We start from the raw sequence: 21,424 nt of genomic DNA, 5'->3' as shown, positions 1-21,424 counted from the left end.
GCGACATGCACTAGACTAGGCCGTAAACTCATAAATGCGGAATGACCGGGATAGGTGGAAAGCGGGCTTGGGATTTGTGGAAAGCGGTCATGGCACATGTCATGCTTGAATTGCAGTCATAGAGAATGGTTCATGCATGAATTGGGAACAGATAGCATCGGATTTCGCTTGGGACGGCTCCTGGCGAGACATCTACGTTCTGAACACGTCTGAGGCAGATTGGCAGGTCGTCTGGGACATCCTCCTCGAATGGACCCCGCCTGCTAGTTTCAGTGTCTCCGGCAAGATCGAGTCGATGCCATTGGGCGTCGAAGCGGCCCTGGAAAGCGAAACAGGCAGCTTACTGTCTTTTTACGTCGGGCCAATCCAGCTTGCATGTCACTTCTTCAGCGCTGTCGAAATTGAGTTCGACTTCGATCCAAGGCAAGTCAGCGGAAAAACCGAGGTTGAGAAGCTTGACCGCTTTATGCGATTGCTCGGTGACGCTACTGGGAAGCAGATAATTCTTACGCAGGAAAATGATCAAGAGGCTATCATCGCCCGCTACTCTCCCGATCTTGAGAGTGTGGTCTGGACGGCACTTTCATAGCCAAATGTCTGCCTCCGCAGCGGACTTGATCAAAGATTTGCCTGAAGGTGCGATGCTGCTCGCCGACAAGGGCTACGATGCCAACGCATTGCGCACTGCCATCACCGACCAGAACACTTGGGCCAATATCCCGCCCAAAGCCCATCGCAAGGCCCCGATCTGCTTCAGCCCTTCCTATACAAAGCCCGTAACCTGATCGAGCGCTTCTTCAACAAAGCCAAACAGTTCAGTCGCATCGCGACGCGCTACGACAAGCTGGCTGAGAACTTTCTTGCCGCCCTAAAACTCGTCGCAATCCGCATCTGGCCACGTAGCTATGAGTCTACGTCCTAGTCTAGGGCCGGGTGACCGGAAGCGGCACGCCGGCTAAATATAGCGAAATCGGGCGGATTTCGTAGACGGCGGTCGGATTGACGCGGCGAAGGTCGCGCGCAATGTCGATGGCGGCGTCACGGTTGGCGCAGTCGACGACATAGAGCCCCAGCAATTGTTCCTTGGTCTCGGCGAAGGGGCCGTCGATAACCATTCCGGTGCCTGGCCCGCGCAAGGTGCAGGCGTCTTGTGTCGCGCCGAGCCGGGCCGCCGGCCCAAGGGTGCCTTGCCGGTAGAGCCGATCGTTGATCTGGAGAAGATCGGTCATCAGCGCCGCATCCTGCTCAGGCGTCAGTGCCGTAATCGCTTCTTCCTCGTGATAGGCAAGAATGGCATAGAACATCTGGCGTCTCCTTTCGTCGTCCTCACTTCGCCAGGAACGCCTCGATCCGCTCCAGCGCGCGCAGGATGTTCTCCTCGGAATTGGCGTAGGACAGCCTGACATAGCCTTCGCCGAGAATGCCGAAATCGGGGCCGCCGATCAGCGCCACGCCGGCATCCTCGAGCAGCGCCGAGGTGAGCTTCTTGGCCTTCCAGCCGGTCTTGGAAACATTGGGGAAGGCATAGAAGGCGCCTTTCGGCGTAATGCAGGAAACGCCGGGCAAGGCATTCAACCCCTCGACCACGACCTTCCTGCGGCGGTCGAAGGCGCGCATCATCTTGTCGACGTCGTCCTGCGGGCCGTCGATGGCGGCTATGCCGGCATACTGGCTCGGCGCGTTGACGCAGGACCAGCAATTGACCGCCAGCTTGCGCACCTTGTCGTAGAGATGCGCGCCCTTGTCGCCATTCGGCCAGATCGACCAGCCCATGCGCCAACCGGTCATCGCCCAGGTCTTCGACCAGCCGTTGAGCACGATCAGCCGGTCGCGGATTTCGGGGAAGGCGAGCAGCGAGCAGTGCGTCTCGCCGTCATAGGTCATCACGTCGTAGATCTCGTCGGAGAGGATGGCGACGTCCGGGTGCGCTTGCAGCCCCCTGACCAGCTTTTCGATCTCGGCGCGAGGCGTGACGCCGCCGGTCGGATTGGCGGGCGAGTTGAGGATCAGCAGCCTGGTCTTCGGGGTGATCAGCGCCAAGGTCTCCGCAGCCGAAAAGGCAAAGCCGTTCTCCTCGCGCATCGGCACCGGGATGGGGGCAGCACCGGTGAACTCGATCATCGAGCGGTAGATCGGAAAGCCGGGATCGGGATAGAGAATTTCGGCGCCCGGCTCGCCGAACATCAGGATGGCCGCGAACATGGTCGGCTTGCCGCCGGGCAGGATCATCACCGCTTCCGGCGAGACTTCGACGCCGGTGGTGGCCAGCGTGCGGCGTACCACCGCTTCGCGCGTCGCCAGCAGTCCGTTGGCCGGCGTATAGCCGTGATGGCCATCGCGTAGCGCCTTGATCGCGGCCTCGACGATGTGCTGCGGCGTCTTGAAGTCGGGCTGGCCGATGCCGAGATTGACAATGTCGCGGCCCTGGTGGGCAAGTGCCGTGGCACGCGCCAGCACCGCGAACGCATTCTCCTCGCCGAGGCGGTCGAAGGCCGAAATCGTGTGGAGCATTTTTCCCGTCCGTGTGGTTCTTTCAGCGAGCGTGCGTTTTTGTGAGCGTCCGCCCGCAAAAGTCAAACGGATTGGAGTTTTCGGTGTCGGAAAATCTCAAGAATTGGCAACCGCGCCCGCGGCCCGAACGCAAGGTGCTGGAGGGGCGAACTGTCAGGCTGGAGCCGCTCAACGCCGAAAAGCACGGCGACGGCCTGTTTGAGGCCTCGTCGGTGGCCGATGTCGACGGCCGCTTCGCCTGGCTGCCAGACTACCCGCCGGAGAGCCGTGCCGCCTTCCAGCCGTGGCTGGACAAGGCGGAAGCCAGCGAGGATCCCCTGTTCTTCACCGTCATCGACAAGGCCAGCGGCAAGGTCGCCGGACGCCAGACGCTGATGCGTATCGATCCGGCCTATGGCGTGATCGAAATCGGCAACATCTATTGGGGTCCACTGATCTCGCGAAAGCCGGCGGCGACGGAAGCGCAGTTCCTGTTCATGAAGTACGTCTTCGACGAGCTTGGCTACCGCCGCTACGAATGGAAATGCAATAACCGCAACGAGCCGTCGAAGCGCGCGGCGGAACGTTTCGGCTTCAAGTTCGAGGGCATTTTCCGTCAGCATCTTGTAGTCAAGGGCAAAAACCGCGATACCGCGTGGTATTCGATCATCGACAGGGAATGGCCTGATCTGCGCAGAGCCTATGAGGCGTGGCTGGATCCGGCTAATTTCGACAGCGATGGCCAGCAGAGGCGGCGGCTCGAGGATTTTCGCGCTGAGTTCGGCGCCTGACCATGATCCCGAAAAGTGGACGCCGGTTTTCGGATAAGATCATGGTCGAACAAGAAGACAGAGCCTCCATCCCGAGTCTGCCGGGATGGATCAGGCTCTAGCAGGGGCTATAGATGGCGCATACCCACGACCACGCTTCGCAGGGCCACGACCACAGCCATGGCGCAGGTCATGTGCACGGCTCGACCGACAAGAAGCGCGTGCTGATCGCTGCCTGCCTGACCGCCGGCTTCATGGTCGCGGAGACGCTGGGCGCCATCTTCACCGGTTCACTGGCGCTGCTGGCGGATGCCGGCCATATGCTTGCCGATTGCGTCGCGCTCGGCCTTGCCTGGTATGCCTTTCACCTTGCGAGCCGGCCGGCGACCGTGCGCCTCACCTACGGCTTCGGCCGGGTCAAGACGCTGGTCGCCTACACCAACGGCATCGCCATCTTCGCCATCGCGCTGTGGATCGTCTACGAGGCTTGGGGCCGCTTGCAAGCGCCGGCTCCGGTGCTCGGCGGGCCGATGCTGGTCGTCGCGATTGCCGGCCTGCTGGTCAATCTCGGCTCGTTCTACGTGCTGCATGGCGGCGACCGCGGCAGCCTGAACATGCGCGGCGCCATCCTGCACGTGCTCGGCGACCTGCTCGGCTCGGCAGCGGCGATCGTCGCGGCGCTGGTGATCCTGGCGACGGGCTGGACGCCCATCGATCCGATCCTGTCGATCCTGGTCTCGCTGCTGATCCTGTCCACGGCCTGGTCGCTGATGCGCGAGGCAGCCCACGTCCTGCTCGAGGGCGTGCCGGCAAGCCTCGACCGCGACCTGATCGCGAGGGACATCGAAGGCTCGGTCAAGGGCGTGCGCGAGGTGCATCACATGCATGTCTGGTCGCTCGACGGCTCCAGCAACATGGCGACATTGCATGCCTGCCTTAATGACGGCGTCGATGCGCATATGGCGGTCAGCGCGATCAAGAAGCGGCTTGCGCAGGAACATGGCATAGCCCATGCCACGGTCGAACCGGAATTCGGCCGATGTGCCGACAGCCATGAGCATGATGACGAGCACGAGCATGCGCATGACACGGCATCGCACCGCGGCCATTATCACTGACTTCGGGAGTTCCTGGCATTGGCAACGATCGACATGAACTCTCGCCACCCTGGCGCCGCGTGATGGACCGCGACACCCGCAATGCGGCGATCGGCGCCGCCTGGGTTTTGCTGCTGTTCGGCATCGCAGCCTATTATCTTCCAACAGTGATGCTGGCGGTCGGCAAGGTCTCGACGGTTCTTGCCGGCGTCGTCGCGGCGATCTTCATGGTGGCAATCTTCGTCGTGTTCTGGCTGCGTAGCCGCAGCCAGCGCAAAAAGGGAAAGTGACATGCGCATTCTGATTACCGGCGCGGCAGGCATGGTCGGCCGCAAACTCATCGCCAGGTTGGCCAAGGACGGGACGCTCGGCGGCCGCAAGATCGCCGCGCTCGACCTTCACGACATCGTGCCGCCGCAAGCGCCGGTGCTCGAAGGTGTCAGCATTACCCTCCACACCGGCGACCTTGCCGCACCGGGAGCGACGGCAAATCTGGTCGCGCCGCGCCCCGACGTGATCTTCCATCTCGCCGGCGTGGTGTCGGGTGAGGCGGAGGCCAATTTCGATCTCGGCTATCGCGTCAATCTCGACGGCACAAGGGCGCTGTTCGATGCCATCCGCTTGGCCGCCTATACGCCACGCGTCGTCTTCACCTCGTCGATCGCCGTGTTCGGCGCACCGTTTCCCGACATCATTCCGGACGAGTTCCACCCGACGCCGCTGACCTCCTACGGCACGCAGAAGCTGATCGGCGAGGCGCTGCTTGCCGACTATACGCGCCGCGGTTTCTTCGACGGCATCGGCATCAGGCTGCCGACCATCTGCGTCAGGCCGGGAAAGCCGAACAAGGCGGCCTCAGGGTTCTTCTCCGGTATCATCCGCGAGCCGCTGAGCGGCCATGAAGCGATCCTGCCGGTGCCGCGCTCGGTTGTCCACACACACGCCAGCCCGCGTTCGGCGGTGAATTTCCTGATCCATGCGGCTCAGATCGACGGCAGTGCGGTCGGCCCGCGCCGCAACCTGACGATGCCGGGCGTCGCCGTCAGCGTCGGCGAACAGATCGAAGCGCTGGAACGTGTCGCCGGCGCCAAGGCGGCCAAACTGATCCGCGAGGAGCCCGACGAGACGATCTGGGCGATCGTCAAGGGCTGGCCGACGCGCTTCGAGGCGCGGCGCTCGAGGGAGCTTGGCTTTGCCGCCGAAACGAGCTTCGACGAGATCATCCGCGTCCATATCGAAGACGAGTTGGGGGGCAATATCCCTAGTTAAAGCGCCCCGATCGGACGCAACGAGGTCAGGCGCCAGTCAGGCTGGCCGAGAGCAGCAGCAGGCCGAAAAGGAAGACGAAGGCGGCGCCGCCGATCTCGACGAAGGAATGGATGCGGTTGCCCATGCGGCCGTCGCCGGCGAAATACACCGCCCAGTTCTTCGCGGTCACCGCAAGAGTCGCCAGAGCCGAGACGGTGATTGCGGTGCCGAGCGCCATGGCCAGCACCGAAAGGATGCCGCCGAACCACAGCCCATTCAGCAAGGCGAAGCTCAGCACGATCAGCGCGCCTGAACAGGGGCGGATACCGACGGCAGCCACCGCCGACCAGGCCGTGCGCCAATCGAAGCGATCGCCGGAAAGCAGCACCGGGTCGGGCGCATGCGAGTGTCCGCAGGTGTCGCAGACCTCGCCCGCCGCGTGGCTGTGGTGATCGTGCGCAGCATGGGCGTGGTCGTGGGCGCTGTGATTGTGATGGTCATGCGCATGGTCGTGATCGTCATGCGCATCAAGCGCGTGGGAATGTGCCGCATGGGCATGCGCGGAATGCGCATGGCCGGCATGTGAATGGCCGGCATGGGCAGCCGAGAGGCTGTAGCCCGGATTTGCGCCGAACAGGCGAAGGATGGCCGGGCCTGCCTTGCGCCACAGCAGCCAGGCGCCGAACAGAGTGACGAAGACATAGCTCATGATTTCGAGGAACCATGCGGCGTCTGTCATCGAGACAGCAGTGCCGCGCAGTAAGAAATAGGCGACCAGCATCACCACGATCGCGGTCAGCGCCTGCAGCAGGGCCGAGACGAAGGACAGCATGATGCCGCGCCGGAGCGCCACTTCATTGGCCACCATGTAGGACGAGATCACCGCCTTGCCGTGACCGGGGCCGGCGGCGTGGAAAATGCCATAGGCAAAGGACAGGCCGATGAGCAGCCACAACTTGCTACCGTCCTGGCGCATCGCCTTCATTGCGCCGGCAAGCGCATGATAGAATTCCTGCTGGCGCAGATTGATCCACATCAGGATGTGGGCGAACGGGCCGGTGGCGGTTGGAGCCATGCCGTCATTGGTGCCGATGCCGAGCGAGCTCTGGGCGTGGGCGGAGCCGAGGAAGTGCGTCATCACAAAGGCGACGGCCAGAAGGCCGATGGCCAAACGCAGGGACGGTTTCGTCACTGGATCTATCCTTCCGGCTGACAGGTCAGTTCGAGCTTGGTGGCGAAGATCTTGCTCATGTCGGTGCCCGTCGGATCATTGAAGAAGGCATCGGTCAGGGTCTTCTGGTTCTCGGCGATCGCCTCGTCCGGGTTTGGGCGGACAACCTTGCTGGTGCAGGTCGGCGGCAACCCATCGACCTGCAGATTAGCATCCTCGGTGAAATCGATCGCGGTGTAGAAGGTCGGGTCGTAGACGCCGATATCTATCTTGCCGCTCAGTTTGATCGGCACCTTCGGTTCAGATTCAAACAGGATGATCAACTGGTCATTGTCGAAATTGGCCATCAAATGCGGCGGCGGAGTCATTGCCACGTCCTTGCCGTCGACGGTGACGAGCTGGAAATAGTTGAATTCGGCAAGCGAGGCATGGACGGTATCGGCGACATCCTTCAGCTCCTTGTCGTCGAGTTTCAGGTCGGAATTCTTGTCGAACTCCATCATCACCGTGCTCGAAAACAAATCATCGAAGCGCCAGACATGGCGCAATGCCTTCAGAGTTTGGTGATCCGGGCCGAGGACCACTTCGAGGCGGGCTTCAGCGAAGACGTGGGGATGCACCTCAGCCGGTCCGACGGCGGCAAACGTCGCGGTCAAGGCCGAAGCCAGCATCATTGCTTGCCGTTTCAGGTGCATTCTCGGTCGCGATTCAATCGGCTTCGGTGAATTGCCGACAGTTACCAGAAAGCGGGCGAAAATGGGACCGCAACGCGGCTGAAAGCTCATGCGTTGTCCAGCGCCTTGAACCACTGCACCAGGAAGTCGACGAAAACGCGAACTTTTGCAGGCAGATAGCGCCGGTGCGGATAGACGGCAAAAATGCCGCCGCCGGGCAGAATGCGGTCATCCAGCGCAGTCACCAGCTTGCCGCTTTCGATGTCGGGCGCGGCGATGAAATCCGGCAGGATGGAAAATCCCAATCCAGCCACGGCGGCCGCCCTCGCCGCCATCGGGCTGTTGACCTCGATCGGGCCAGAGACCGAAACACTCACCGTATCGGCACCGTCGCCCTTGAACGGCCAATTGGTCAGCCAGCGGCCGTTGGTGTCGATGATGCAGGGCACGCGGGCAAGGTCTTGCGCCCTTACCGGCATGCCGTGCTTGGCGATCAGTTCGGGAGACGCGCAAAGCCGTACCGAAAATGGCGCCAGGCGCCTGGCGATCAGCGAGGAATTTTCCAGCCGCGAAATTCGCACCGCCAGATCGAAGCCCTCCTCGACCAGATCGACGAAACGGTCGTCGAGATGGATGTCGAGGACGATGTCGGGATGCTGCTTGGCGAAATCGATCAGCGACTGGCCGATCGGCGCGTCGGCAAACGTGCGCGGCGCCGACAGCTTGATCCTGCCGCGCACGTCGCCGGAGGATTCGCGCACCGCATCGGCAAGGCTGTCGACCTCGCGCACGATCTCCGAGGCGCGCCGGTAGTAGGTGTGGCCGGCCTCGGTCAGGGAGAACTGCCTGGTGGTCCGATTGAGCAGCAGCGCGCCGAGTTCGTCCTCCAGCTCGCGCACATATTTCGACAATAGCGCCTTGGAGCGGCCGATCTTGCGCGCCGCCGCCGAAAAGCCTTCGGCCTCGACGACATCGATGAAGGCACGCATGCGGGTCAGCGTATCCATGTCATGCGCCTCCTTGGTGGGCTGAAAGGATGCGGGCGGCGAGCGCAATCAACTGCCGGTCGCTGTTCTTCGGGCCGAGCAGCGAAAGACCGAACGGCGCCCCGCCGGTCTTGCCGAGCGGCAGCGTGATCTGCGGAAATCCCGACAGGCCGGAAAGGCAGAGCAGTCTCAGCGCCCGCTCGCGATAGGTCTGCAAATCGTCGAATGACGCGGCCTTGAGCGGCGCGGCGCCCGGAGCGGTCGGAAGCACAAGAACGCCGTCGTCGCCAAGCAGGCCGGCCAGTTCGAGGCGAAACGAAACGCGACGTTCCGTTTCACGTTGCGCGGTTGCCGCGTCGACGGTCGCGCCGTGCTCGAAACGCTCCTTGACACCGGGTCCCAGCATGCGGTCGCCGCCGGCGATCCAGGCGCCGTGACTTTGCCAGGCTTCATAGCCTTGCAGCCTGCGGAAGCACCAATAGAGATCGTCGGTCGAATGCGACAGCGGCCCGACGCTGCGCGGTGCGCCCAGCACCGAAGCGACACTGCGGAGCATGGCGCGATATTCGTCGGCCTCGTGCGGGCCGAGCACGAGGCCGTCCAGCGCAGCGAGAGTGACGGGGCGTCTCAGTTCGTGGGAATGCGGATCGTCGCCGAGCAGCACCGTGCCGACCTTTTCGTAGATGACGATGTCCTTGGCGAACCAGCCGAACGTGTCCAGCGAAGGCGCCAGCGGCATGGTGCCGTCGAGCGGGATGCCGCCATGCGTCGTCCTGAGGCCGACCAGGCCGCAGAAGCTTGCCGGCGCACGGATCGAGCCGCCGGTGTCGGAGCCGGTGGCGATATCGGCGAGCCCGCCGGCAACTGCCGCGGCAGAACCGGAGGACGAGCCGCCGGTGACGCGATCGGGTGCCACCGGATTGACCGGCGACGGGAAATGCGCGTTCAGCCCCAGCAGGGAAAATGCGAGTTCGTCGGTCTGCGTCTTGCCGACGAAGCGGGCGCCCGAATCAAGCAGCGCCTGGACGGCCGGCGCGGTCGCCATGGCCGGTGAAGCGTCCCGGTATTTCTGCGGATTGCCGCAGCCGGTGCGGTAGCCGGCGACGTCGAAGATGTCCTTTACGGCAAGCCGCAAGCCGGCAAGCGGGCCGGATTTCGCATTGGCTACAGGGGTTTGATCAAGGTCGAGAAAAGCGTTCAGCGGGCCGCGAGTGCCTGTCATGCGTTCGATATCCGGATGTGCTTGCCGCAGCATTGTTCTTCTGGTTGCCGCAGCATTGTTCGATGCCACAAATTTTACAACCTGCCATACGATTTTTATTGATTGTGAAATCTTTCGATCTTATATCGCGCTTGCCCAAAGTCGCACGTGCCTGTGGGTGTCCGCCGATCCTCGAATGGTGAGGGTAATCGGTAAGGTAACTGGAGCCAACCCCTCCAGTCGGTTTAGCGGCCAACCGCCAACCGAGGACACCTTGAAGCAACGACGGTGCGGGCCTTTCTGGTGTTCTGCCGGTCGTCCAAAGACCGGGGTTACTGAAGAGGCACACCTTCATTGCCGGCAGTGCGGACGGGTCTCCCATCCAAGCCAAGGCAGACAAAGCGAACCGAGGCCGGGCAAGGCCAAGGTTCACCGCCGCGAGACGGCGCTTCATGGTTCCGGGGTCTCCACCGGCTGGTTCCATGGATTTCCGTCCCGCCTTTGTCCACCGCGTGTTCGCGAGGCCGAGAGCCCGCGTCCGCAAGCCTTTGTGCGCGCCGCAAGGCGCTGATGGAGAGACCCGATGGCTACCCAGCGCATCCTTGACTTTCTCGCCACCCGACGTCCGAACGGTCCGTGCCTCGTCGTCGACCTCGATGTCGTGCGCGACAATTTCCGCGCCTTCGAGAAGGCGCTTCCCGATTCCAAGATCTACTATGCGGTGAAAGCAAATCCGGCGCCGGAAATCCTGCGCCTGCTTGCTGCGATGGGCTCGTCCTTCGACACCGCTTCCGTTGCCGAAGTCGAGATGGCGATGGACGCCGGTGCGCCGGCGGACCGCATCTCCTTCGGCAACACCATCAAGAAGGAGCGCGACATCCAGCGCGCCTACCAGCTCGGCATCAAGCTGTTTGCGGTGGACTGCGTCGAGGAAGTCGAGAAGATCGCCCGCGTCGCTCCCGGCGCCCGCGTGTTCTGCCGCGTCCTGACCGACGGCGAGGGCGCCGAATGGCCGCTGTCGCGCAAGTTCGGCTGTGTGCCGGCGATGGCGGTCGACGTGCTGCGCCATGCCAGGGCGCTCGGTCTCGACGCCCATGGCGTGTCGTTCCATGTCGGCTCGCAGCAGACCGACCTGACCGCCTGGGACCGCGCGCTGGCAGACGCCAAGAAGGTGTTCGCGACGCTCGCCGACGAAGGCATCGTGCTGAAGATGGTCAATATGGGCGGTGGTTTCCCGACCCGCTATCTCAGGGATGTGCCGGTGGCGCAGGCCTACGGCCAGGCGATCTTCTCGGCGCTCAGGAAGCATTTCGGCAACGCGATCCCCGAGACGATCATCGAGCCGGGCCGCGGCATGGTCGGCAATGCCGGCGTCATCAAGTCGGAGGTCGTGCTGATCTCGAAGAAGGCCGACAACGACAATGTGCGCTGGGTGTTCCTCGACATCGGCAAGTTCGGCGGTCTCGCCGAGACCATGGACGAGGCGATCCGCTACCCGATCGTCACCGCGCATGACGGCAGCGAGACGGCGCCTTGCGTGCTCGCCGGCCCGACCTGCGATTCGGCCGACGTGATGTACGAAAAGACGCCGTACCCGCTGCCCCTGTCGCTGACCATCGGCGACGAGGTGCTGATCGAGGGCACCGGCGCCTACACGACGACCTACGCCTCGGTCGCCTTCAACGGCTTCGAGCCTCTCCGATCCTACGTGATCTGAGGGCTCGCAAGAGTTGCTCAGATCATCCCCGGTGGGCCCCTGTCGCCCGCCCGGGCTCGCCTGTGGAACAATCCGCTTGTGAAGGATCGCGGAAATGAACATTGCAGATCTCATCGTTGAAGGCGTGGGAATCTCCCCCCTCGAGGGGGAGATGGCCGCGAAGCGGCCAGAGGGGGTCGGTTCGACTGGACTCGGCCTCCTGCCGCAGATGGAGGCCGGCGCTTCACGCGCGACAACCCCCTCTGTCGCCTTCGGCGACATCTCCCCCTCGAGGGGGGAGATTGCGGTCGTCGCCGAAAGCGCCGCCGACGTCCCGGCGCGCGAGGCTTTGCTCGATCGCGCCATGGGGCCGAAGCGCCGGAAGAAGTCGTCGGAAAAGCTGCGGCGCGGCCGCCGGCCTTCGGAGGGCCTGGCCTTTGTCGCGCGCGATGCGTCGGGCACTGTTGCCGGCACGGTGCGGCTGTGGGACGTGGTGCTGGGCGAGGGCGGCAAGGCAGCGCTGCTGCTCGGCCCGCTTGCGGTCGACCCGGCGCTGAAAAATGCCGGCATCGGCTCGGCGCTGATGCGCCATGCGGTCACTGAGGCCGAGAGGCTTGGCCATGCGGCGATCCTGCTGGTCGGCGACGCGCCCTATTACGAGCGCTTCGGTTTTTCGGCCGCAAAGACCGGCTCGCTGGCCATGCCGGGGCCTTACGAGCGGCACCGCCTGCTGGCGCGGGAACTGGTCGTCGGCGCGCTCGACGGCGCGCAAGGCACGCTGAAGGCGGCAGGGCGCAAGCTGAAGGCACAGAGGCTGCCGCTCGCTGCGTGACGGATCAGAAACAAGCCGCCCATTGCACGGCGGCTTATTTTCATCCCTGACCGGAGTGGATCAGCCGATCAGCTGGCTCAGCGCCATGGCGACGCTCATGTCGCCTTCGACCTTTATCTTGCCGGACATGAAGGCCATGGTCGGGTTGAGGTCGCCTGATATCAGCGAGTCCAGATCGTCGAGCGACAGCTTTATGGTGCAATCGGCCGGCGCATCGGTGGTCGAGACATCGGCGCCGTCGATGACGATGACGCCGTCGCTGCCGGTGTCGAATTTCACCGAGCGATCGAACCCGGCACTCGCCACGCGCGACCTGATGTTGTCGGCAATCTCCTGAACGCTCATGGCGGTTCTCCTCGTCTGCTTGCGTTTGTCGCGCGCCGGCGCTTCGACCTGGCCGAAGCCGCTTGCCTGGTTTTACAGCCACGGCCGCCGGCGCATATAGCTTCGGGTTGACGTTTACGTCAACGCGGTTCCCCGAGATGAAGATGGGCTTTATCGCCGCAGCATCACGCGGGCATGGTTGCCGGTGCTGTCCTTCGCCAAATTCAGGGATGCGGTGCTGGTGCCGAGCATGAACGTGCAATCGGCGGCCGAGACCTTCCAGCGTGCCGGCGCCGAGGAATTGGCGGTGGTCGAGGATTTCACCGATTGCAAGGTGGTCGGGCTGCTGACCGAAGGCCACCTGATGCGGCGCTATGCCGAGGAACTCGACAAGGCGCGGCGGGATCTGTCGGGCGAGGGGTAGCCGCGTCCTGTCCGGATAGCGATGCGACACACATGTCGGCTGCTGCGTAAGGAGGGCTCACGTCAACGGCCCGCTAATCGCCGGCTCCGAAATCCGATTGCGCGAACTGTCTTCTTCCTTGTGGAAGAGTGTCTTGAAGAAAAAAGCGTCGGGAACCGCCTTGATCACTTTTGCGATCACGGCGGTCGCGAGCACGGCAAACGCTAGGCGACCGAGAAGCACGCTCGTAACATCAGCGCCAAGCGTGACGACGACCAACGTATCCTCAATGAGGCTATGGGCAAAACCCATGAACACGCAGGCAAGGAATATCTGACGCGGCTCCGCGCTAGGCGTGCGCGCCTCGCGGATCAGCAGTCCTGCGCCATAGGAAATCCCGAGAAACAGGCCGACAGCGGCGAAAGGTACCGTCTGCTTTTCGATGCCGGCGAGCCGAAAGAGCGGTGCAAGCCCTCTGTTCATCCAATCCAAAATGCCCGACATCTTGAGAAGCTCGATCACCCAGCTCAGCGCAAGCAGAACAACGAGCATGATGCCCAGGGTTTTGAGCGTACCCAGGAGAAAGCCGCCCCAGTCGGTGCTTTCATTCGTCGGCATCCACGCCGGCTTCACCGGTCCTGACAGCCATCCGGTCACGGCGAATATCTGATGCAGAAGGACAGCAAAGACCAAACCCCCGCCAATACGAAGCGCCGCGGTGACCAGGAAGCTCGGCCCGGCCCTCTGAATGATCCGTTGCTCGATCGGAATGGCATGTGCAAACAGCAAGAGAGCCGAAAGAACCGTCATGTCGGCAGTGCTGAGCGCCGAAACCGGAACCAAGGTGAATACGATCACAAGCGCGCCCCAGATCCCGACCAGCAATCCCGTCAGCCAGGCAAAGGCGAGTTCAGGTGGCAACCCCACCTGCAACATGAGCGGGGAGAAGAACGGAGAAATCGCCTGGATGACGCCAAGGTCCTGCAGCAGCCGCGTGGCAATCGCAACCGGAACGATCACGCGAACCAGTTCCCAATAGATTCCAAGCGTCTCCAATGTCTTGCGATAGAAGGCGGCGCAAATTGCCATCATGCTGCTCCATCATCCCTGGAGCCGTCTGAGTAGCGTGAGACGCTTCGCATTTGTGGTCAAAGTTTGCGATTCCGTGCAATAAAATTGCAACGCACCGACGCTGAGCGCGACCGACATGGACAAGATCGACAGAAGGCTTCTCAACCTGCTCCAGGATGATGCCTCACGTACTAACGCCAAACTGGCGGGGTTAATCGGGCTTTCCCCTTCGAGCTGCCTGCGCCGCATACGACGACTGAAGAAAAGCGGTGTCATCAGCCGCGTTGTCGCGCTTCTCGCACCGGCAAAGGCTGGCCGGGGCTTGAAGGCGATCGTCACCGTCGAACTGGAGCGTCATGGCGAGCAGTTTATGCGGGACTTTCTCGAGTTGGCCGCTCAGGAACCGGCCGTCACTCAGGCCTACAGTGTGAGCGGCGAAACCGACGCCGTCCTCATGCTCCGCCTGACGGATATGGAAGAGTTCGATGCGCTGTGCGAGCGACTGTTCCGAGACCGAAGCAACGTCGCGCGATACCACACGATGTTCGTGATCCGAACGGCCAAAGAAGTGACCGCAATTCCACTGTAGTGTTCGGGTTGCGATAGACCTGCCAGGCCGTGAATTCAGCGGCCCGGCGGAGAAACTCTACGAACATTTCAATATGCCGAAAGGGGGTAGTGCAGGCAGCTTGGAGGCAACGCCTCGCGCACGCGAGGACAATCGCCAGCGCCGAATGTCGGAATTGGGCGCCAGCTCGACGCATTTCATGGCGCCTCCCTCACGCCCAGGCATGAAGCTGTCCTTGTTGGCTCAAGGAGAATTTGCATGCGTGGTCATTGCTTATGTGGCGCTATTGCCTTTGAAGTCGATGGCCCGGCACAGGCCTGCGTGGTCTGTCATTGTGAAAGTTGTCGGCGGCAATGTTCTGCGCCGATGACCTCCTATATTGGCGTCTTGAACGGCCAATGGCGATGGCTGGGCAAGCTACCGAAGGTATTCAACTCTTCTCCCGGTGTGGAAAGAACATTTTGCGATCACTGTGGCACGCCGCTGTCCTTCCGCTCAAAGAACATGTCTGATGTCATGCATTTTTTTGCGGCAGCGATGGAGGAGCCAGAAAAATTTGCACCTACGCTGCATGTCGCTTTTGAGGAGAAGCTCCCTTGGTTGAAACTCGCCGACAACCTGCCGACTCGTTTTGGGCCTGACTATACGAAAGACTAGGATCTGCTCGCATCGAGACAAACGGTGGAAGCTGCGGACAGCATCCGGAAGCGAGATGATGCCTCCGTCCGTTCAAACGGCGGTCGAACATTATCGATCGCGGCTGCTCTCGACCTGCTTGAGCGGCAGCAGGTAGGCGATGATCTGCTGATCGCCGAGTGCTGGATCAAAGCCAATAATGTCGGAGGCGAAAAGGTCGTGGGCGAAGCGGGAGCGATCGTAGTTGCGCGACATCTCGAGCCCAGACTATCCGGCTCTATAGTGGAGCGTTACGGCGACCCAGCAGCAGAGCGATGCCCAACGCCGGAAGCGTCGCCGTCGCGACGGCGAAGAAGACGAATTGCAGCCCGGCCGACCCAGCGACCAAGCCGAGCGCCGGACTGCCGAAGCCGAGCGCCACGTCGAGGAAGACGGTGTAGAGTCCCATGGCCAGGCCGCGGCTGCGTGGTGGAAGATGGCTTACGGCCTCGGCACCGAAACCGGGATAGACCAGCGAGTAGCCGAGGCCAGTCAGGCCCGCTCCGATGGCGGCGAGAACGGGCCCGGGCGCAAGCCAGATCAGCATCAGCCCTGCCGCCTCGACCGCCACGAAGATCACGGCGACGCGCGCGCCCCCTAACCTGTCAGGCAGGTGGCCGAAGCACAGCCTTGCCGCGATCAGCGACGCGGCATAAGCGGTGAAGGGAAGCCAGACCGGCTGCCAGCCGCGTTCGGCAAAGAGCAGCGCGCCAAAGGACAGGATTGCGCCATAGCCAAGGCTGCTGAAAGCAGCTCCGACGCCGGGAAGCCAGACCGCTTGCGCCACGCTCGTCCATGACTGTCGCGCGGCGCTCGCGGCGAGGCTGGTGCCACGCATAGGCAGGATGGCAAGCAGCGTCGCAAGTGGCAGGCCGACCGTCGCGAGTGCGATCGCGGCGAAGCCGCTCGCCGCGTAAAGCGCAGATCCGATCGGCGCGCCTAGCGCGAGCGCCGCGAACATCGCCGTGCCCACCCAGGCTATGACCTTTCCGGAGTTCTGTCCGCCCGCAAGGGAGAGGCCCCAGGCGACGCCGCCTGTGATGATGAAGCTCTCAGACGCGCCCAGTACCGCCCGGCCGGCGAAGAGCGCCGATGCGGACGCTACCGGCCGGTCGAGCAATGCCAGCGAGCCGAGGTAAATGAACCCCGCCAGGACAGCGGCAATGAGGCCGACGACGACGGCCCGCTTGCCGCTGCGCCCATCGGCATAATTTCCGGCTCCAATGCGCGACAGCATCGAGGCAACGAACTGGCTGCCCGTCACCAGCCCGACTGCGAAGGGGCCGAAGCCGAGCTGCTGGTGAAGATGCAGCGGCAGGACGGGTAGTGCCAAGCCGATCAGGAGGAAGCCGGCGAAGACAGCCGCCATGATTGGCACCAGTTCCGCCATCGCGCCATTTCGGTCAGAAGTCCGGGCCATTGTGGCCACCGATAACACGTTGACAGCCGGGCTGTTCCGATCAGTAACGTTCGTAGGTCACGCGCCAGCCTTCGGCCGGATTGTCCGGCGTCAGGACCAGTTTGTTGTCCGAGACTTCGAATTTGCGTTTCATGCTCTTCCCGACAAGGTTGCGGACCAGGGAGGACTCGATCGTGATGACGAAGGTCTTGTCCTGGTCGTTGATGGCGACCGGCCCGTAATAGACTTCGTAGCCATTCGCCGTGTAAGGCGTGTCCGGCGCCTTAGCGTCGGGGTTCTGGGCCTGCACCGAGAGGGTGCCGGCCTCGGTGAAGATGACCTGGCCGGAATATGTCACGGGCTTGAGGTTTCCCTCGGCACCGGCCTCGAGCGACCTCATGCGCCATGCGCCAATGATCGGGGACTCTTGGGAGAAAGCCGGCGTGGCGACCGAAAGCGCAAGCGCAAGGGCAGCGATCTTCAATCTCATCGTCATATGTCGTTGTCCTTTTTCTGGTTTGTGGGTGCGGACAGGCCGTCCGCCCAATCTTCGCTTACACCGAAAGCATGACCTTGATGGCGCGCCGCTCGTCCATGGCGCGGTAGCCTTCAGCGACCTCGGCCAGCGGCAGCTTGAGGTCGAAGACCTTGCCGGGCTTGATCCTGCCCTTGAGCACACGGTCCATGAGGTCGGGCAGGAAGCGGCGCACCGGCGCGGGGCCGCCCAGCATGCGCTTCTGGCCGAAGAAGAGATTCTGGCCATCGAAGCTCACGCCATGCGGCACGCCGACATAGCCGATGGTGCCGCCGGGGCGAGAGCAGGCCAGCGCCTGGTCGAAGGATTCCGCCGTGCCAACGCATTCCAGCACCGAGTCCGCGCCGACGTCCTTAGTGAGCCCTTTGATCCGGGCCACACCTTCCTCGCCGCGCTCAGCGACGATGTCGGTCGCGCCGAATTCGCGGGCGAGTTTTTGGCGGCTGGCGTGCCGGCTCATGGCGATGATGCGCTCGGCGCCCATCTCCTTGGCCGCAAGCACGCCCATCAGGCCGACCGCACCGTCGCCGACCACCACCACCGTCGATCCTTCTCGGACCTCGGCTGCGTCGGCCGCATACCAGCCGGTGCCGAGCACATCGGACACAGCCAGCAGGTCAGGGATGAGTTCGGCCGGCGGCACCTCGGCGGTGGCGACCAGTGTGCCATCGGCCAACGGCACGCGGGCGTAAGGCGCCTGCGCGCCCGACATGAACTCGCGCTGCACACAAGACGACTGGAAGCCGAAGCGGCAATGCGGGCAGGTATTGTCGGAGAGGCAGAACGAGCCGACGACGAACTGGCCGGGACGGACCGTGCGCACCTCTGCGCCGACCTCGACGACGATGCCACAATATTCGTGGCCCATATGCATCAGGCCGTTGACCGGCTGCAGCCCGCGATAGGGCCACAGGTCCGAGCCGCAGATGCAGCTCGCCGAGAGCTTGATGATAGCATCCGTCGGGCGAAGGATCCTTGGGTCTTCGACTTCCTCGCAGCGGATGTCGCCGGGCTTATGAAGAACGGTTGCGAGCATTTTGCTTTCCTTTCGTTCAATCGATGTCAGGCGCCGTAGTCGGCGTCGCTGACGTGTTCCAGCCAGTCCACCACCTTGCCGTCTTTGACCTCCTGGAGGGCAATGTGGATCATGGCCGTCTCGGGTGAGGCACCGTGCCAATGCTTCTCGCCGGGTGCGAACCAGACAACGTCACCGAGACGGATCTCCTCGACCGGCCCGCCCTCGCTCTGAACGAGGCCGAGGCCGGAGACGACGATCAACGTCTGTCCAAGCGGATGCGTGTGCCAGGCGGTGCGGGCGCCCGGCTCGAACGTCACCTGCGCGCCCTGCACGCGCGCGGCGTCGAACGGGTTGAACAGCGGATCGATCCGGACCGTGCCGGTGAACCAGTCGGAAGGCCCCTTGCCAGACGGCCTGGTGCCTGCGCGAAGAATATCCATGGTGATCTCCTGTCAGATGCGTTCGATGCGAAGCGGGAACTTGCCGCTTACGTGTAGGGCCTCTTTGCCCGCGTCGAAGCGGCCGAGCCTGATCAGCCCGGGATGGCGGTAGTCGGCGTAGAACATGGCCAGATTGCCCCAGGGCATGAAGTAGCAAAGGTCGTATGGCCGCTCGTTGCCGAACGGGCCGCTGCCCTCCTCGGTCAGCTTGCGCGGCAGATAGGCAATCTTCTCGTTATGCGCGTAGTCGTCGATGGTGAGATCGAGCGGCAGCATGGTGAAGAAGTCGCGCGCCGACGGATTGTCGTAGAGCGTGGCGGTCATGGTCCGGCCATTGAAAATCATCTTGATCTTCATGTCGGTGGGCTCCTGGCTGCCTGGGTCGCTGCCCTGCTGGCTGCGGGCGGCCCGCGGCAGGACCGTTGCCACGAGCGCGCCGCCGAGCAACGCGCGGCGGCTGAGGTCCGGACGGTCGATCGTCATGGCTGCCGTCATGGCTGCGACCTCCGGGCCAAATGCGATGCTGCAAAGGCGGCGAGCGCCGATCCACAGAGCAGCACCGCGCCGAAAGTGAATGCACCCCACCAGCCGACCGTATCGAAGAGCGTGCCGCCGATGGCGGTGCCGCCGGTGATGGCGAGCTGGATGACGGCTACCTGCAACCCGCCGCCGGCCTCCGCGTCGTCCGCCAACGTCCGGCTGAGCCACGTGCCCCAGCCAACGGGCGCGGCCGTGCCGAAGAAGCCCCAGGCAACGAGCAGCAGCGCTGTGGGAACCGGCAAGGCACCGAGGGCGATGAGCGCAGCTGCCAGCGCCGCCATGACCAGCGGGATGACGATGAGGATGCTGAACAGGCGCGTGCGCAAAAGCCGGCCTATGCAGAGGGTGCCGAGCACCCCGGCCAGCCCCATCGCCAGCAGGATCGCCGAAAGCGCGGCGATGTCGAGCCTAGTGACGCTCTCGAGGAAGGGCCGCAGATAGGTGAAGAGCGCGAACTGGCCCATGAACAGCATCATGATCGACGCCATGCCGATGACGACAGGAAGACGGCCGAGGAGCGCCAGCGGATTGCCTGGACGCTTCCTCCGGCGCGGGGGCAGCGCCGGCAGGCTTGTCCACTGCCAGACCAGCGCCAGGAGCCCAAGCGGCACGACGAGGAAGAAAGCGCCGCGCCAGCCGACATAGGCGCCAAGAAAACTGCCCAGCGGCGCGGCGATGATGGCCGCAATGGCATTGCCAGCGTTTAGCATGGCGAGACCCTTCGGAACCATGTCTTGCGGCACGAGGCGCATGACGATCGCGGTCGACATCGACCAGAACCCGCCGATCGCGATGCCGAGCAGCGCCCGGCCGACCATGAGGAACGCGTAGTTCGGCGCGAAGGTGACAGCGAGCCCGGACACGATGAGGAGAAGGGTGAAGCCGGTCACGACCAGTCGGCGGTCGATCCGGCGCGTGAGGCCGGCGACCAGCAGGCTGGTCACGACGGCGAAAGCGCCCGAAATCGAGATCGCCTGTCCCGTGCGGCCCTCGGTGATGCCGAGATCGGCCGCTAGCGGCGACAGCAGGCTGACCGGCATGAATTCCGACGCGATGAGCACGGAAACACACAGCGCCATCGACAACACCGCGCCCCATGCGGCGCGGTCTTCGACAAGCCTTGTGTCGTAGGTCGTTTCCATAATTGACATCCTTGCAAGGCGACTGGGGCAGATCAGCCGCCCATCCCCGTCGCCATGCTGGAAGATATTGCAGAGGAACCCATTCTATTAGACTGAGTAATTCGCATGGACTTATCTGCTTATGATATAAATGTCAGACGGGAGGTGCCCTATGCAGCGCGATGGCATGAAGGATTTGCTCTGGTTCGTGGCGGTCGCCCGGGAGCGCAGCTTCACCAAGGCGGCGGCCAAGCTCGGAACCTCGCAGTCGACCCTGAGCTCGACAATCAAGGAGCTTGAAGCTCGTCTTGGCGTCCGCCTGCTGACGCGTACGACGCGGAGCGTCGCTCCGACCGAGGCCGGCGAGCGACTTTTCCAATCTCTTGTTCCCCGCTTCGAGGAAATCGAAGCCGACCTCGCAAGCCTGGTGGCCTTTCGCGACAAGCCCTCCGGAACGGTCCGCATCACGCTGTCCGACCATGCGCTCCAGACGACCGTCTGGCCGAAGCTGCAGCCCTTGCTCAGCGACTATCCTGACGTGTGCGTCGAACTCTACAGCGACAACGGCATGAAGAACATTGTGGAGGAGCGCTTCGACGCAGGCGTGCGGCTTGGTGAGAGCATCGACAGGGATATGATCGCAGTGCGCATCGGGCCGGATTGGAGGCTCGTGGCCGTGGCTTCGCCGGAGTACTTTTCCCGCCATCCGGTTCCGACCGCGCCCCAGGATCTGGTTAATCATGACTGCATCAATATGCGGCAGGCGACGTTCGGCGGATTATATGCCTGGGAATTCGCCAGGGATGGCCGCGACCTTCGTGTGCGGGTGGAAGGCCAACTCACCTTCAATTCGTCCATTCCCATGATCGAGGCTGCGATAAGCGGTTTCGGGATCGCCTATGTCCCGGAAAACCTCGTCAGCCACCACATCGCCAAGGGATGCCTTAGGCTCGTGCTTGACGACTGGAGTCCACCGTTTGCGGGCTATCACCTCTACTACCCGAGCAGGCGACAGCTCTCGCCTGCGATGGCGGTGATCGTGGAGGCGCTCCGCCATCGCATCTGACCCCAAGACTGCGCCTATGGATCATGAAGCTGACATTGGGAAATGGTAGGTTCTGACCCAAGCCCTTTGACTTCTACGCTGCGGGCGGCTGCTTTCGCC

General features: G+C 63.1%; 25 protein-coding genes and 2 pseudogenes. 12 read left to right on the top strand and 15 right to left on the bottom strand.

Translation table 11 applies throughout. From position 1 onward, the window contains the following. The first annotated feature begins 136 nt into the window (after nt 1-136). Together NKJ55_RS00500 and NKJ55_RS00495 are read left to right on the top strand one after the other, a co-directional pair. Nucleotides 137-589: a hypothetical protein gene (locus NKJ55_RS00500; RefSeq protein WP_352448203.1), complete on the top strand. Its 453-nt coding sequence runs from the start codon at nt 137-139 to the stop codon at nt 587-589. Between the two features lie 25 nt (nt 590-614). Further along, nucleotides 615-922 (top strand): annotated as a pseudogene (locus NKJ55_RS00495) (transposase); the annotation flags it as partial. A gap of 1 nt (nt 923) precedes the next feature. Here NKJ55_RS00495 and NKJ55_RS00490 read toward each other — a convergent pair. Further along, nucleotides 924-1,304, bottom strand: a complete 381-nt coding sequence (locus tag NKJ55_RS00490; protein WP_352448202.1) for a YciI family protein — start codon at nt 1,302-1,304, stop codon at nt 924-926. A gap of 22 nt (nt 1,305-1,326) precedes the next feature. Further along, complete coding sequence (locus NKJ55_RS00485) at nt 1,327-2,511, bottom strand: pyridoxal phosphate-dependent aminotransferase (RefSeq protein ID WP_352448201.1); 1,185 nt, start codon at nt 2,509-2,511, stop codon at nt 1,327-1,329. A gap of 83 nt (nt 2,512-2,594) precedes the next feature. On the opposite strand from NKJ55_RS00485, the gene NKJ55_RS00480 reads away from it, so the two are divergent. From NKJ55_RS00480 to denD, 4 genes are all read left to right on the top strand, one after another. After that, nucleotides 2,595-3,281, top strand: a complete 687-nt coding sequence (locus NKJ55_RS00480; RefSeq protein ID WP_352448200.1) for a GNAT family N-acetyltransferase — start codon at nt 2,595-2,597, stop codon at nt 3,279-3,281. 113 nt (nt 3,282-3,394) lie between these two features. Next, complete coding sequence (locus NKJ55_RS00475; protein WP_352448199.1) at nt 3,395-4,378, top strand: cation diffusion facilitator family transporter; 984 nt, start codon at nt 3,395-3,397, stop codon at nt 4,376-4,378. 62 nt (nt 4,379-4,440) lie between these two features. Further along, entirely contained in the window at nt 4,441-4,647 is a 207-nt protein-coding gene (locus NKJ55_RS00470) for a hypothetical protein (protein ID WP_352448198.1), read from the top strand. A gap of 1 nt (nt 4,648) precedes the next feature. Further along, on the top strand, nt 4,649-5,626 hold the full coding sequence (gene denD / locus NKJ55_RS00465) for a D-erythronate dehydrogenase (RefSeq protein WP_352448197.1): 978 nt from the start codon (nt 4,649-4,651) through the stop codon (nt 5,624-5,626). Between the two features lie 25 nt (nt 5,627-5,651). Here the strand turns inward: denD and NKJ55_RS00460 are convergent, their stop codons facing one another. From NKJ55_RS00460 to NKJ55_RS00445, 4 genes are all read right to left on the bottom strand, one after another. Further along, nucleotides 5,652-6,806, bottom strand: a complete 1,155-nt coding sequence (locus NKJ55_RS00460) for a nickel/cobalt transporter (protein WP_352448422.1) — start codon at nt 6,804-6,806, stop codon at nt 5,652-5,654. Continuing rightward, the gene (locus NKJ55_RS00455; protein ID WP_352448196.1) at nt 6,803-7,471 is read right to left on the bottom strand and encodes a DUF1007 family protein; all 669 of its coding nucleotides are present in this window, start codon (nt 7,469-7,471) and stop codon (nt 6,803-6,805) included. The genes NKJ55_RS00460 and NKJ55_RS00455 overlap by 4 nt, the downstream gene beginning before the upstream one ends. An 86-nt stretch (nt 7,472-7,557) precedes the next feature. Beyond that, on the bottom strand, nt 7,558-8,457 hold the full coding sequence (locus NKJ55_RS00450; RefSeq protein ID WP_023675422.1) for a LysR family transcriptional regulator: 900 nt from the start codon (nt 8,455-8,457) through the stop codon (nt 7,558-7,560). 1 nt (nt 8,458) lies between these two features. Beyond that, nucleotides 8,459-9,658 (bottom strand): amidase, encoded by a 1,200-nt coding sequence (locus NKJ55_RS00445; protein WP_352448195.1) that lies wholly within the window; start codon nt 9,656-9,658, stop codon nt 8,459-8,461. A 562-nt stretch (nt 9,659-10,220) separates the two neighbouring features. On the opposite strand from NKJ55_RS00445, the gene odc2 reads away from it, so the two are divergent. Next, entirely contained in the window at nt 10,221-11,354 is a 1,134-nt protein-coding gene (odc2, locus tag NKJ55_RS00440) for an ornithine/lysine decarboxylase (protein ID WP_352448194.1), read from the top strand. Nucleotides 11,355-11,562: 208 nt separating this feature from the next. Further along, nucleotides 11,563-12,165 (top strand): GNAT family N-acetyltransferase, encoded by a 603-nt coding sequence (locus NKJ55_RS00435; RefSeq protein WP_352448421.1) that lies wholly within the window; start codon nt 11,563-11,565, stop codon nt 12,163-12,165. A 60-nt stretch (nt 12,166-12,225) separates the two neighbouring features. On the opposite strand, the gene NKJ55_RS00430 is transcribed toward NKJ55_RS00435, so the two are convergent. After that, nucleotides 12,226-12,510 carry an SCP2 sterol-binding domain-containing protein gene (locus NKJ55_RS00430; protein ID WP_352448193.1) on the bottom strand — a complete coding sequence of 95 codons (285 nt, stop codon included), beginning with the start codon at nt 12,508-12,510 and terminating at the stop codon, nt 12,226-12,228. Nucleotides 12,511-12,712: 202 nt separating this feature from the next. Between NKJ55_RS00430 and NKJ55_RS00425 the strand changes: the two are divergent. Continuing rightward, nucleotides 12,713-12,913 (top strand): annotated as a pseudogene (locus tag NKJ55_RS00425) (chloride channel protein); the annotation flags it as partial. Between the two features lie 57 nt (nt 12,914-12,970). On the opposite strand, the gene NKJ55_RS00420 reads toward NKJ55_RS00425, so the two are convergent. After that, nucleotides 12,971-13,981, bottom strand: a complete 1,011-nt coding sequence (locus NKJ55_RS00420; protein WP_352448192.1) for a nucleoside recognition domain-containing protein — start codon at nt 13,979-13,981, stop codon at nt 12,971-12,973. Between the two features lie 118 nt (nt 13,982-14,099). On the opposite strand from NKJ55_RS00420, the gene NKJ55_RS00415 reads away from it, so the two are divergent. Further along, nucleotides 14,100-14,552, top strand: a complete 453-nt coding sequence (locus NKJ55_RS00415) for an Lrp/AsnC family transcriptional regulator (protein ID WP_352448191.1) — start codon at nt 14,100-14,102, stop codon at nt 14,550-14,552. A gap of 237 nt (nt 14,553-14,789) precedes the next feature. Continuing rightward, a complete protein-coding gene (locus tag NKJ55_RS00410) occupies nt 14,790-15,188 on the top strand; it encodes a GFA family protein (RefSeq protein WP_352448190.1) in 399 nt (132 codons plus the stop codon). Nucleotides 15,189-15,278: 90 nt separating this feature from the next. Here NKJ55_RS00410 and NKJ55_RS00405 read toward each other — a convergent pair whose 3' ends face one another. Genes NKJ55_RS00405 through NKJ55_RS00375 form a run of 7 tightly spaced genes read right to left on the bottom strand, consistent with a single transcriptional unit; the run spans nt 15,279 to nt 20,280 of the window. Continuing rightward, nucleotides 15,279-15,422, bottom strand: coding sequence for a hypothetical protein (locus tag NKJ55_RS00405; protein WP_352448189.1), 144 nt, complete (start codon nt 15,420-15,422; stop codon nt 15,279-15,281). 22 nt (nt 15,423-15,444) lie between these two features. Continuing rightward, entirely contained in the window at nt 15,445-16,626 is a 1,182-nt protein-coding gene (locus tag NKJ55_RS00400; RefSeq protein ID WP_352448188.1) for an arabinose transporter, read from the bottom strand. Between the two features lie 40 nt (nt 16,627-16,666). Continuing rightward, complete coding sequence (locus NKJ55_RS00395; protein WP_352448187.1) at nt 16,667-17,101, bottom strand: lipocalin-like domain-containing protein; 435 nt, start codon at nt 17,099-17,101, stop codon at nt 16,667-16,669. A 58-nt stretch (nt 17,102-17,159) separates the two neighbouring features. Next, nucleotides 17,160-18,176 (bottom strand): zinc-dependent alcohol dehydrogenase family protein, encoded by a 1,017-nt coding sequence (locus tag NKJ55_RS00390; RefSeq protein WP_352448186.1) that lies wholly within the window; start codon nt 18,174-18,176, stop codon nt 17,160-17,162. A gap of 26 nt (nt 18,177-18,202) precedes the next feature. Continuing rightward, entirely contained in the window at nt 18,203-18,598 is a 396-nt protein-coding gene (locus NKJ55_RS00385) for a (R)-mandelonitrile lyase (protein ID WP_352448185.1), read from the bottom strand. Between the two features lie 12 nt (nt 18,599-18,610). After that, nucleotides 18,611-19,093 carry a cyclophilin-like fold protein gene (locus tag NKJ55_RS00380; RefSeq protein WP_502904441.1) on the bottom strand — a complete coding sequence of 161 codons (483 nt, stop codon included), beginning with the start codon at nt 19,091-19,093 and terminating at the stop codon, nt 18,611-18,613. Next, nucleotides 19,090-20,280 (bottom strand): MFS transporter, encoded by a 1,191-nt coding sequence (locus NKJ55_RS00375; RefSeq protein ID WP_352448184.1) that lies wholly within the window; start codon nt 20,278-20,280, stop codon nt 19,090-19,092. The genes NKJ55_RS00380 and NKJ55_RS00375 overlap by 4 nt, the downstream gene beginning before the upstream one ends. 151 nt (nt 20,281-20,431) lie before the next feature. Between NKJ55_RS00375 and NKJ55_RS00370 the strand changes: the two genes are divergently transcribed. Next, nucleotides 20,432-21,325, top strand: a complete 894-nt coding sequence (locus NKJ55_RS00370; protein ID WP_352448183.1) for a LysR family transcriptional regulator — start codon at nt 20,432-20,434, stop codon at nt 21,323-21,325. Nucleotides 21,326-21,424: the final 99 nt, after the last annotated feature.

The organism is Mesorhizobium sp. M0106 (genome assembly GCF_040322715.1).
Taxonomy (GTDB): Bacteria; Pseudomonadota; Alphaproteobacteria; order Rhizobiales; family Rhizobiaceae; genus Mesorhizobium.
Note: the sequence above shows the minus strand (reverse complement) of the source record. Positions and strands in the feature narration are given on the sequence as shown.

Excerpts from the sequence above, each read along its gene's own strand:
- NKJ55_RS00500 (WP_352448203.1), top strand. The coding sequence starts at position 137 with ATGAATTGGGAACAGATAGCATCGGATTTCGCTTGGGACGGCTCCTGG.
- NKJ55_RS00490 (WP_352448202.1), bottom strand. The coding sequence starts at position 1,304 with ATGTTCTATGCCATTCTTGCCTATCACGAGGAAGAAGCGATTACGGCA.
- NKJ55_RS00485 (WP_352448201.1), bottom strand. The coding sequence starts at position 2,511 with ATGCTCCACACGATTTCGGCCTTCGACCGCCTCGGCGAGGAGAATGCG.
- NKJ55_RS00475 (WP_352448199.1), top strand. The coding sequence starts at position 3,395 with ATGGCGCATACCCACGACCACGCTTCGCAGGGCCACGACCACAGCCAT.
- NKJ55_RS00470 (WP_352448198.1), top strand. The coding sequence starts at position 4,441 with ATGGACCGCGACACCCGCAATGCGGCGATCGGCGCCGCCTGGGTTTTG.
- denD (WP_352448197.1), top strand. The coding sequence starts at position 4,649 with ATGCGCATTCTGATTACCGGCGCGGCAGGCATGGTCGGCCGCAAACTC.
- NKJ55_RS00455 (WP_352448196.1), bottom strand. The coding sequence starts at position 7,471 with ATGCACCTGAAACGGCAAGCAATGATGCTGGCTTCGGCCTTGACCGCG.
- NKJ55_RS00450 (WP_023675422.1), bottom strand. The coding sequence starts at position 8,457 with ATGGATACGCTGACCCGCATGCGTGCCTTCATCGATGTCGTCGAGGCC.
- NKJ55_RS00445 (WP_352448195.1), bottom strand. The coding sequence starts at position 9,658 with ATGACAGGCACTCGCGGCCCGCTGAACGCTTTTCTCGACCTTGATCAA.
- odc2 (WP_352448194.1), top strand. The coding sequence starts at position 10,221 with ATGGCTACCCAGCGCATCCTTGACTTTCTCGCCACCCGACGTCCGAAC.
- NKJ55_RS00435 (WP_352448421.1), top strand. The coding sequence starts at position 11,563 with ATGGAGGCCGGCGCTTCACGCGCGACAACCCCCTCTGTCGCCTTCGGC.
- NKJ55_RS00430 (WP_352448193.1), bottom strand. The coding sequence starts at position 12,510 with ATGAGCGTTCAGGAGATTGCCGACAACATCAGGTCGCGCGTGGCGAGT.
- NKJ55_RS00420 (WP_352448192.1), bottom strand. The coding sequence starts at position 13,981 with ATGGCAATTTGCGCCGCCTTCTATCGCAAGACATTGGAGACGCTTGGA.
- NKJ55_RS00415 (WP_352448191.1), top strand. The coding sequence starts at position 14,100 with ATGGACAAGATCGACAGAAGGCTTCTCAACCTGCTCCAGGATGATGCC.
- NKJ55_RS00410 (WP_352448190.1), top strand. The coding sequence starts at position 14,790 with ATGCGTGGTCATTGCTTATGTGGCGCTATTGCCTTTGAAGTCGATGGC.
- NKJ55_RS00405 (WP_352448189.1), bottom strand. The coding sequence starts at position 15,422 with ATGTCGCGCAACTACGATCGCTCCCGCTTCGCCCACGACCTTTTCGCC.
- NKJ55_RS00400 (WP_352448188.1), bottom strand. The coding sequence starts at position 16,626 with ATGGCCCGGACTTCTGACCGAAATGGCGCGATGGCGGAACTGGTGCCA.
- NKJ55_RS00395 (WP_352448187.1), bottom strand. The coding sequence starts at position 17,101 with ATGACGATGAGATTGAAGATCGCTGCCCTTGCGCTTGCGCTTTCGGTC.
- NKJ55_RS00390 (WP_352448186.1), bottom strand. The coding sequence starts at position 18,176 with ATGCTCGCAACCGTTCTTCATAAGCCCGGCGACATCCGCTGCGAGGAA.
- NKJ55_RS00385 (WP_352448185.1), bottom strand. The coding sequence starts at position 18,598 with ATGGATATTCTTCGCGCAGGCACCAGGCCGTCTGGCAAGGGGCCTTCC.
- NKJ55_RS00380 (WP_502904441.1), bottom strand. The coding sequence starts at position 19,093 with ATGACGGCAGCCATGACGATCGACCGTCCGGACCTCAGCCGCCGCGCG.
- NKJ55_RS00375 (WP_352448184.1), bottom strand. The coding sequence starts at position 20,280 with ATGGAAACGACCTACGACACAAGGCTTGTCGAAGACCGCGCCGCATGG.
- NKJ55_RS00370 (WP_352448183.1), top strand. The coding sequence starts at position 20,432 with ATGCAGCGCGATGGCATGAAGGATTTGCTCTGGTTCGTGGCGGTCGCC.